The sequence below is a fragment of the Rhodovulum sp. genome (assembly GCF_011048875.1).
Lineage (GTDB): Bacteria > Pseudomonadota > Alphaproteobacteria > Rhodobacterales > Rhodobacteraceae > Rhodovulum > Rhodovulum tesquicola.
This window is the reverse complement of record NZ_DSDD01000188.1, coordinates 22,911-32,009: the sequence shown is the minus strand read 5'-3', so window position 1 is coordinate 32,009 and position 9,099 is coordinate 22,911. Positions and strand designations below refer to the sequence as shown.

The window sequence follows — 9,099 nt, the reverse complement described above, 5'->3', positions numbered from 1 at the left end:
TGTATGTTCCTTTCAGGATCACAGCAGAGGCGGGCGGGTTGCCCGCAAGAGGAGCCCCCCAATGGCTGATACCCAAGACTTCACCAAGATGATGCAGGACATGATGTCGGCATTCTCGATGGATCCGACCGCCATGCAGGACGCGTTCAAGACCCAGGCCGCGCTGACCGAGAAGATGTCGAAGGTCGCGCTGGAAGCGGCCGAGAAATCGACCGAGATCTCCGCCAAGTGGACCAAGGACACGCTGGCCAAGTTCGGCGAAGTGGCCACCGTCAAGGATGAGCCCACCGACTACACCAAGTCGCTGACCGATTTCGCCTCCGCCTCGGCCGAGATGGCTGCCGAAAACATGGCCGCCTTCGCCGAAGTCGCCAAGAAGGTGCAGATGGAAACCGTCGAGCTGATGCTGGCCGCGGGCAAGGACTTCTCTCGGGACGCCACCACGGCGATGAAGAAAGCCACCACCACCGCGACGAAGACCGTCAAGAAGGTCGCCACCCCGGCGGTGTGAACCACATATTCGAATTAGCCTCGACTCCTCCTCCCTGTCGAATGGTCAATACTGGGGCGGGCCTTGTGCCTGCCCTTTCTTTTTGGCTTTGCAGCGCATAAGCTTGGCTGCGCCGCTCTGCGGCATTGCCATCGAGGGAGGTCCGCCAGTGACCGACGCGAAAGATCCGCTGCTGATCAAGCGCTATGCCAGCCGTCGTCTCTACAACACCGAGACGAGCGATTACGTCACGCTGGAGGATATCGCCAAGGTGATCCGCGAGGGCCGCGAGGTGAAGGTCGTCGATCTTAAAAGCGGCGACGACCTGACCCGGCAATACCTGCTCCAGATCATCGCCGAGCATGAAAGCAAGGGCGAAAGCGTGTTGCCGATCAACGTTCTGACGGATCTGGTGCGCAGCTATACCACCTCGGCCCATTCGATCGTGCCCCAGTTCCTCGCGCAAAGCTTCGACATGCTGCGCGAGAGCCAGTCGAAGATGATGGAGAACATGGGACGGATGAACCCGATCGCCGCCATGCCCGGCTTCGAGGCGCTGAAGGCGCAGCAGGAGGCGTTCCTCAAGGCGATGACCGGGGGCTGGGCAAGCGCCAGCTCCGGATCCGCGCGCGACGACGAGGACGAGGGCGCGGACCGCGCCGAATTGGAAGATATCCGCCGCGAGCTGGCCGAGTTGCAGCGCAAGCTGTCCCAGCTGAACGGCTGATCCGCCTCAGGTGCCGTAGGCGCGGGTCTCGATGCCCTTCACCGCTTCGGCCGCGGCAACCAGCGCATCCGCAATCAGATCGAGTTCCGCACGGGTCAGCCTGGCCGGCAGGCGGGTATCGCAGGCCCGCATCAGCATCGCGCGCGTTCCTGGCAGGTCGGGCAGCGGCCCTTCGATGAACTGCCAGTTCCAGAAGGCGCGGGCATTGTCCCGGCTCAGCCCGAAGACCTGCACCGAAACGCCGCGCGCTGCGGCCTCATTCTGGAAGGCGACGGCCTCGGCATCGCTCTCGAAGCCAACCAGGTTGAACTGGATCGAGTCGGGCGCGCGGGTTTCGGGGGGCAGGGGGGGCGGCACGTCGAACCACGGGCAGGCGTTCAGCTGCTCCGCGACGTGATCGTGGTTTGCCCGCCCGTCGCGCACGCGGCGGTCGATCTCGGGCAGTTGCGGACGGATCACCGCGGCCGACAGGTTCTGCATCCGCATGTTGTAAAGCGGCAGGCGGTTCTGCCAGCGGGCAAAGCTGTTCAACAGCCCGTCATGTTTCTTCCAGTTATGCTCATAGGCGCCCGACATGATGACCGCGCGCGCCGCAAGGTCGGGGTCGTCGGTGGCCATCATGCCGCCTTCGCCCGCGTTCACCAGCTTGTAGGACTGGAAGCTGAAGCAGCCGATGGCGCCCAGCGTGCCGATCCTGCGGCCATGCCAGAGCGCGCCCAGCGAATGGGCCGCATCCTCGATCACCGGGATCTGGCGTTCCGTGCATAGCGCAAGGATCGCGTCCATGTCCGAGGTATGGCCGCGCATGTGGCTGATGAGGACGGCGGCGATGCCGATGTCGAGTTTTGCGGCGAAATCGTCGATGTCGATCCGGTAATTCGCGCCGACCTCGACCAGCACGGGCTGGCAATCGGCATGGATCACCGCCGAGGGTACGGCAGCGAAGGTGAAGGCGGGGATCAGGACGCGCGCGCCGCGCGGCAGGTCCAGCGCCTTGAGCGAGAGAAACAGTGCCGCCGAACAGGACGAGACGGCGACGGCGAAGCGCGTGCCCATCAGGGTCGCGAACTCGCGCTCCAGCAGCGTCACAGGCGCATCGGCAGCGGCGTTGTAGCGGAACAGGTCGCCCGATTGCAACAGCCGGTCGATCTCGGCCCGCGCGGCCTCGGGGATCGGTTCGGCGTCGTGAACATTGGGGGCGAGGGGCATGGGTTCGCCTTTCCTGAACTGCGCTTTCGGATGTCCTGTAAAGGAAAGCCCGGCCGCGGACAATGCCGCGCCAGGGGTCAGATGCCCAGCCGGTCGCGCAGGCCGAACCACGCCATCGCCAGCGCCAGAAGCGGGCTGCGCAGCGCAGCGCCGCCCGGGAAGGGGGGGCAGGGCAGGCGGGCGAGCGTGTCGAAGTCCTCGCTCCGGCCGCCTTGCGCGGCCTCGGCCAGCAAGCGGCCCGCAAGGGTGGCCAGCGCCACCCCATGCCCGGAATAGCCGCCCGCCGACAGGATGCCCGGCGCAGGCGCGGCAAGATGGGGCAGGCGGGTGCGGGTGATCGCCAGCGTGCCGCCCCAGGCATGGGTCAGGGCCACATCCGCCAGATGCGGAAAGACCTGAAGCATCGGCTTGCGCACCTTGGCGCGGATGTCATCGGGGAAGCGGTAGCCATAGCTTTCACCGCCGCCGAACAGAAGCCGCCGGTCCGGTGTCAGTCGGAAGTAATTGACCACGAAGCGGCTGTCGGCCACTGCGATGTCGCGTGCCAGCACCGTTGTCGCGCGCGCGCCGAGCGGTTCGGTCGCGACGATGAAATTGTTGATCGGCATGACCCGGGCGGCCACATGCCGGTCAAGCCCGCCCAGATAGCCGTTCGCCGCCAGGATCACCCGGTCGGCCGTCACGCGGCCGCTTTCGGTGAACACGACGGGCCGCGTCCCCGGCGCGATGCGCCGGACCAGCGTGCCCTCATGCAGATGCGCCCCGGCCGCGACGGCGGCCCGCGCCAGCCCCAGCGCATAGGCCAGCGGGTTCAGATGCCCTGCACCCCAGTCAATCACCCCGCCGCGATAGGCGGGCGATCCCACCAGCGCGCGCATCTCGTCCCGGGTCAGCGGCTCGACCAGATCGTAGCCATAGTCGCGGCGCAGCTTTTCGGCATAGGCATGTGCGTCCGTCACACCGCGCGCGGTCCATTCGGCATAGGCCACGCCGGGGCGGTAGTCGCAGCCGATGGCGTGCCGCGCGATCAGATCGGCAACCAGCGCGCGCGCATCCTCGGCCAGATGCCAGAGTCGGGTGGCGGCCGCATCGCCCAGCATCCGCTCCAGCGCGTCCTGATGCAGCCGCTGGCCCGATCCGACCTGCCCGCCATTGCGCCCCGAGGCGCCGAAGCCCATCCGATGCGCCTCGACCAGCACGACATCGGCCCCGGCCTCGGCTGCGTGCAGCGCCGCCGACAGCCCGGTATAGCCGCCGCCCACCACGCAGATATCCGCCCGCATGTCGCCCCTGAGCGGCGGGAAAGGGTCCAGCGGCGGCGTGACCTCGGCATACCAACTTGCCGGCCAGGCGCCGCGGCGGTCGTTGGCGAACAGAAGGTTCATACGTTCAGCAAGAGATGCTCGCGTTCCCACGGGCTGATGACCTGCAGGAACTCCTTGTATTCCAGTGTCTTGACGCTTTCATAAACGACGCAGAACTCCTCGCCCAGAACCTCGCGCATCGCCGGGGACGCGCGGAAAAGGTCCAGCGCCTCGGACACGTTGCGCGGGATCGACTCGTCGCCGGAATAGGCGTCGCCCTTGTATTCGGGTTTGGGCTGGGCGCCCTCGACCAGGCCCAGATAGCCGCAGGCCAGCGACGCCGCGATGCCCAGATAGGGGTTGCAATCCATCCCGGCCAGCCGGTTCTCGACCCGGCGTGCCTCGGGTTCGGCGACCGGCACGCGCAGCCCGGTGGTGCGGTTGTCGCGCCCCCATTCCAGATTGATCGGTGCGGCAAAGTCGGGGACATAGCGGCGATAGCTGTTCACATAGGGCGCAAGCACCGCGACGACCGATGGCATATGCGTCTGCAACCCGGCGATGAAATGCATGAAGGCCGGGCTTTCGCGGCCATCGGATTCCGAGAAGATGTTGCGGCCCGTCACCGTCTCGACCACCGAATGGTGGATATGCATGGCCGAACCGGGCTCGTTCTCGATCGGCTTGGCCATGAAGGTGGCGTAGCAGTCATGCCGCAGCGCCGCCTCGCGGATCAGTCGCTTGAAGAAGAAGATCTCGTCGGCCAGCCGCACCGGATCGCCATGGCGCAGGTTCAGTTCCACCTGACCGGCGCCGCCTTCTTGCAGGATGCCGTCGATCTCCAGCCCCTGGGCCTCGGCGAAATCGTAGATGTCGTCGATCACCGGGCCGTATTCGTCCACCGCGCTCATCGAATAGGCCTGCCGCGCGGCGGCCTTGCGGCCTGACCGGCCGATCGGCGCCTCCACCGGCTCGGCGGGGTTCGGGTTGCGCGCGACGAGGAAGAATTCCATCTCGGGGGCGACGATTGGTTTCCAGCCGCGCGCATTGTAAAGCCCGACGATCCGTTTAAGCACGTTGCGCGGCGCGATGGAAACCGGATTGCCCGCCTGATCGGAAATGTCGTGGATCACCTGAAGCGTCAGGTCGGCCGTCCAGGGCGCAGCCGTCGCGGTGGTGAAATCCGGCGTCAGGATCATGTCGGGTTCGATGAAGGCCTGGCCCGGAATGTAGGTCCAGTCGCCGGTGATCGTCTGCAGGAAGATCGAGTTCGGCAGATAGAACCGGGCCTGGGTGGCGAATTTCGAGGCAGGCATCGCCTTGCCGCGGGCGACACCTGCAAGATCGGCGACGATGCATTCCACCTCGTCGGGTTTGCGCCCGCCAAGATAGGCCGTCGCGGCCTCGGGAAGCTGGTCGAGCCAGTGGGGCATCGGATTAGCGCCTTTCGGTGAAGAACCGCGCGATGCGCGCGGCCATGGCATTGGAATCGGTGGGCAGGTCCAGCCGCGCGCGCGCCTCGGCCAAAACGGGCTCGGGCACCAGCCCCGGCGCCCGGGTCTGCATCAGGCCGACGATGAAGCCCCGGTCGAATTCGGGATGCGACTGGACGGAAAAGGCCCGGTCGTCATAGATCAGCGCGGCATGGGCGCAGAAATCGTTGCAGCCGACGGTCCGGGCGCCTTCGGGCGGGCGGAGCACCTGGTCCTGGTGCCAGGCGTTCAACCGGTAGGTCCGCCCCTCGATACGGTAATCGGTCGGCCCGACCGCCCAGCCGTCCGCGAATTTCTCGACCTGTCCGCCGAGCGCCCGGGCGATGATCTGATGGCCGAAACAGATGCCCACGACCGGAACCGAGGCTTCCATTGCGGCGCAGATGAACCCTTCCAGCGGCGGGATGAAGGGATGGTCCTCGTAGACGCCATGGCGCGAGCCGGTGATCAGCCAGCCGCCCGCGTCAAGGGGCGAGGCGGGAAAGTCCATCGCCTCGACATCATGGGTGACGAAGTCGAATCCGTGGCCCGCAAGCAGGTGCGTGAACATGTCGGGATAATCGCCATACGCTGCCCGAAGACTTTCGGGCGCATGGCCGGTCTGCAATATGCCGATCCGCATTTCGGGGTCTCTGGTCTATGCGCTGCCAGCCTAGTCAGCGGCCCGGGGACGGACAACCCCCTCCATGGACGTCTCGTCCGCTCTTTCTTTCCGGTCCTTCTTCTGGCCCCAAATATCCCGGGGGGAGTCCGAAGGACGGGGGGCAGCGCCCCCCGCCCGGTCGCCCGGCGCAAGCCGGGCGAAATCCCTCCGGATGTCTGCCCCGTCAGACCGTGTCGAGGTAAAGCGCAAGGCGGGCGTCTTCATCCAGGTCGGCCACCCGGCGCGCCTCCTGACGCTTGGTCATCGCGAGGTTTCGGATCAGGCCAGGCGCGAAGATCCGCGCGATCAGCGGGCTGGCCTCGAAGGCGTCGATCGCGCCCTCCCAGCAGGTCGGGATCTGGGGCAGATCCTGCAGATAGGCGTTGCCGGTGACCGGCGGGGGTGGCGTCAGATCGTCCTCGATGCCGATCAGCGCCGCGCCCAGAACCGCCGCGATCAGCAGATAGGGGTTGATGTCGCCGCCGGCCACGCGATGTTCGATGCGGCGTGCGCGCGGGCTTCCGCCGGGGATGCGCAGCGCCGCGGTGCGGTTCTCCTGCGCCCAGCAGATCCGTGTCGGCGCATGTGCCCCGGGCACCAGCCGCTCATAGCTGTTGGCATGCGGCGCCAGCACCAGCGTCATGTCGGGCAGCGCGGCAAGACAGCCTGCGACCGCGGCGCGCAGCCGTCCGGGGCCATCCGGGCGGGCATCGTCGAAAAGGTTGGCGCCCGTGCCATCGAGCACCGAGAAATGCATGTGCAGCCCATTGCCCGCATGGTCGGGATAGGGCTTGGCCATGAAACTGCCCGCCATCCCGTGCCGCCGCGCCAGTCCCTTGACCAGCATCTTGAAGAGCCACGCATCATCCGCGGCGTTCATCGCCGGGCCGTGCATCAGGTTGACCTCGAATTGGCCCATCCCCGCCTCGGAAATCGCGGCATCCGCCGGGATGTCCATCGCCTCGCATGCGTCGTAGAGATCGGTGAAGAAGCCGTCGAAGGCGTCGAGCGTGCGCAGGCTCAGGATCTCGGCCGCCTCGCGCCGCTTGCCCGAGCGCGGCGAGCGGGGCGGTTGCAGGACGCTTTCGCTGTCGTCGACGAGGTAGAATTCCAGCTCGGTGGCGACCTGCGGCTGCCAGCCACGCGCGGCATAGGCATCCAGCACCCGCGCCAGCGCCTGGCGCGGGCAGCCCTCGAAGGGCGCGCCGTTCTCGGTGAACATCCAGACAGGCAACAGGGCACTAGGCGACTCGAGCCAGGGCATCGGCACGACGCCACGTCCCGTGGGGCGCAGGACGCCATCGGCGTCGCCCGTCTCGAAGACCAGCGGGCTGTCCTCGATATCCTCGCCCCAGATGTCGAGATTGAGCGCCGAAAGCGGAAAGCGTGCGCCCTCCTCGGCGGTCTTGGCGGCAAAGCGCGCGGGCAACCGCTTGCCCCGCGCCTGACCGTTCAGGTCGCACGCACCGATGCGGATCGTGCGCACTTCGGGATGGGTGTCGAGCCAGGCGATCATCGCACGACCTGCGGGCGGATGCGCAACCGGGGACGGGCCTCGGGCGGCAGGTGGCGGTTCAGGCGGCGATTGATCAGTCCGAAGATCGCAATGATGACAAGCGTCATCAGGATGAAGTAGCCCGCCACGATCGGATAGGCGACGAAGGGGTTGAAGGTCTTGTCGGCGAAATATTTCGCGTAGTAGAGCGCGTCGCCCTTCTGCTGCCAGGCCGGGAAGCCGGAGAAAAAGACCAGCGTGGTGGCGTGGAACAGGAAGATCGCCTCGTTGGTATAGGCGGGCCAGGCAAGCCGCAGCATCGTGGGCCAGACCACCCGGCGAAACCGCGCCCAGCCCGACAGGCCATAGGCGTCGGCGGCCTCCAGATCGCCCCTGGGCACCGAGCGGAGTGCGCCATAGAAGATCTCGGCCGTATAGGCGGCGGTGTTCAGGAACAGCACGATCAGCGCCCCCGCCCAGGCCCGTGTCAGCCAGCGGGTTTCGGCGGTGATCTCGACGAAGATCAGGTCCAGCGTGAGGCCCGCCTTGGGCAGCAGCACGAACGCCTCGTAGGCAAGGAAGAACTGGATGAACAGCGGTGAGCCGCGGAAGACGAAGATGAACCATTCCGCGGGCTTGCGCAGGGCGACCAGCGGGCTGAGCCGCGCCAGCGCCACGGCGGTCGCAAGGAAGAACCCCGCAAGCAGCGCGAACAGGCCGAAATAGACGTTCCAGATCATCCCCGAGCCGATCAGGGTGACCTGTTCGCAAAGGGTAAAGCCCGAACGCGGCAACACACGCTCGCCGATCCCGACCGAGCGCAGCGCGTAATCCTGTATGGTCTGAAGACAGCTCATGCGGCGGCCTTGCGCTGGGCTTCGCCCGCCAGCGTCGCCTGACCATGCGAAAGCCGCGCGTTCAGTCGGCCCAGCATCACCTCGGAAATCTTGGTCAGCCCCAGATAGAACACCAGAAGCCCGAGGAAGTAATAGATCCGCCAGTCGGGATGGGGATAGGCATAGATCGAGGTCTTGGCCCCGCCCAGTTCCCGTGCCCAGTAGACGATGTCCTGCACCCCCAGCAGGAACAGCAGCGGCGTGGCCTTGATCAGGATCATCCACAGGTTCGACAGGCCGGGCAGCGCAAAGATCCACATCTGCGGCACCAGGATGCGCCAGAAGGCCTGGGCGTGGGTCATGCCATAGGCCTCGGCGGTTTCGATCTGGGCACGCGGCACCGCGCGCATCGCACCATGCAGCACATTCGCGGCGAAAGCGCCGAAGACCACCGCGAAGGCCGTGACCGCCAGCGCGAACCCATAGGTGTCATGCACCCATTGCGGGCTGGTCGACAGAGGCAGCTTGGCCTGGGCGCAGACCACGAAATCGCTGCCGCGCCGGACGGGTTCGGTCCAGTCGGGGCAGATCGTCTTGTGCCGGACCCATTCCAGCGCCTGGTCCAGTGCGATCGGCACGAAGAGGAAGAAGATGATGTCGGGCACGCCGCGCACCATCGCCGTATAGCCCCGGCCCAGCCATTGCACCGGCCAGAGCCGCGAGCGTGTCGCCATCGCTCCCGCGAAGCCGAAGGCCAGCGCCGCAGGCGCGGTAATCGCAAGCAGCAACATGACCGTGCCGAACGAGGCATAGAAGGCTATGTGCTTGCCGCTGGTCAGGTAGCAGGCAAGCCAGTGAAGCCCTTCGAGGGTGGACGGATCGGCGCATGAGGCGAACATGGC

9 protein-coding genes are annotated in these 9,099 nt (G+C 66.5%); 2 read left to right on the top strand and 7 right to left on the bottom strand.

Annotation, left to right across the window (positions count from 1 at the left end; translation table 11 throughout):
- The first annotated feature begins 61 nt into the window (after positions 1-61).
- A complete protein-coding gene (locus tag ENN83_RS06675; protein ID WP_287185412.1) occupies positions 62-511 on the top strand; it encodes a phasin family protein in 450 nt (149 codons plus the stop codon).
- Positions 512-659: 148 nt separating this feature from the next.
- Positions 660-1,217, top strand: a complete 558-nt coding sequence (phaR, locus tag ENN83_RS06670) for a polyhydroxyalkanoate synthesis repressor PhaR (RefSeq protein WP_287185410.1) — start codon at positions 660-662, stop codon at positions 1,215-1,217.
- Between the two features lie 6 nt (positions 1,218-1,223).
- Here phaR and ENN83_RS06665 read toward each other — a convergent pair whose 3' ends face one another.
- From ENN83_RS06665 to ENN83_RS06635, 7 genes are all read right to left on the bottom strand, one after another.
- On the bottom strand, positions 1,224-2,426 hold the full coding sequence (locus ENN83_RS06665; RefSeq protein WP_287185409.1) for a DegT/DnrJ/EryC1/StrS family aminotransferase: 1,203 nt from the start codon (positions 2,424-2,426) through the stop codon (positions 1,224-1,226).
- Between the two features lie 77 nt (positions 2,427-2,503).
- Positions 2,504-3,811: an NAD(P)/FAD-dependent oxidoreductase gene (locus tag ENN83_RS06660; RefSeq protein ID WP_287185407.1), complete on the bottom strand. Its 1,308-nt coding sequence runs from the start codon at positions 3,809-3,811 to the stop codon at positions 2,504-2,506.
- A complete protein-coding gene (locus tag ENN83_RS06655; protein ID WP_287185405.1) occupies positions 3,808-5,163 on the bottom strand; it encodes a glutamine synthetase family protein in 1,356 nt (451 codons plus the stop codon). Before ENN83_RS06655 ends, ENN83_RS06660 begins: the two co-directional genes overlap by 4 nt.
- 4 nt (positions 5,164-5,167) lie before the next feature.
- Positions 5,168-5,845: a type 1 glutamine amidotransferase gene (locus ENN83_RS06650; RefSeq protein ID WP_287185403.1), complete on the bottom strand. Its 678-nt coding sequence runs from the start codon at positions 5,843-5,845 to the stop codon at positions 5,168-5,170.
- A gap of 205 nt (positions 5,846-6,050) precedes the next feature.
- Positions 6,051-7,382: a glutamine synthetase family protein gene (locus ENN83_RS06645; protein WP_287185401.1), complete on the bottom strand. Its 1,332-nt coding sequence runs from the start codon at positions 7,380-7,382 to the stop codon at positions 6,051-6,053.
- The gene (locus tag ENN83_RS06640) at positions 7,379-8,218 is read right to left on the bottom strand and encodes an ABC transporter permease (RefSeq protein WP_287185400.1); all 840 of its coding nucleotides are present in this window, start codon (positions 8,216-8,218) and stop codon (positions 7,379-7,381) included. Before ENN83_RS06640 ends, ENN83_RS06645 begins: the two co-directional genes overlap by 4 nt.
- Positions 8,215-9,096: an ABC transporter permease gene (locus ENN83_RS06635; RefSeq protein WP_287185398.1), complete on the bottom strand. Its 882-nt coding sequence runs from the start codon at positions 9,094-9,096 to the stop codon at positions 8,215-8,217. Before ENN83_RS06635 ends, ENN83_RS06640 begins: the two co-directional genes overlap by 4 nt.
- Between the last annotated feature and the right edge of the window lie 3 nt (positions 9,097-9,099).

What these genes read in the sequence shown, in the direction of transcription:
- ENN83_RS06675 (WP_287185412.1), top strand. Translation starts at nt 62, where the DNA reads ATGGCTGATACCCAAGACTTCACCAAGATGATGCAGGACATGATGTCG.
- ENN83_RS06665 (WP_287185409.1), bottom strand. Translation starts at nt 2,426, where the DNA reads ATGCCCCTCGCCCCCAATGTTCACGACGCCGAACCGATCCCCGAGGCC.
- ENN83_RS06660 (WP_287185407.1), bottom strand. Translation starts at nt 3,811, where the DNA reads ATGAACCTTCTGTTCGCCAACGACCGCCGCGGCGCCTGGCCGGCAAGT.
- ENN83_RS06655 (WP_287185405.1), bottom strand. Translation starts at nt 5,163, where the DNA reads ATGCCCCACTGGCTCGACCAGCTTCCCGAGGCCGCGACGGCCTATCTT.
- ENN83_RS06650 (WP_287185403.1), bottom strand. Translation starts at nt 5,845, where the DNA reads ATGCGGATCGGCATATTGCAGACCGGCCATGCGCCCGAAAGTCTTCGG.
- ENN83_RS06645 (WP_287185401.1), bottom strand. Translation starts at nt 7,382, where the DNA reads ATGATCGCCTGGCTCGACACCCATCCCGAAGTGCGCACGATCCGCATC.
- ENN83_RS06640 (WP_287185400.1), bottom strand. Translation starts at nt 8,218, where the DNA reads ATGAGCTGTCTTCAGACCATACAGGATTACGCGCTGCGCTCGGTCGGG.
- ENN83_RS06635 (WP_287185398.1), bottom strand. Translation starts at nt 9,096, where the DNA reads ATGTTCGCCTCATGCGCCGATCCGTCCACCCTCGAAGGGCTTCACTGG.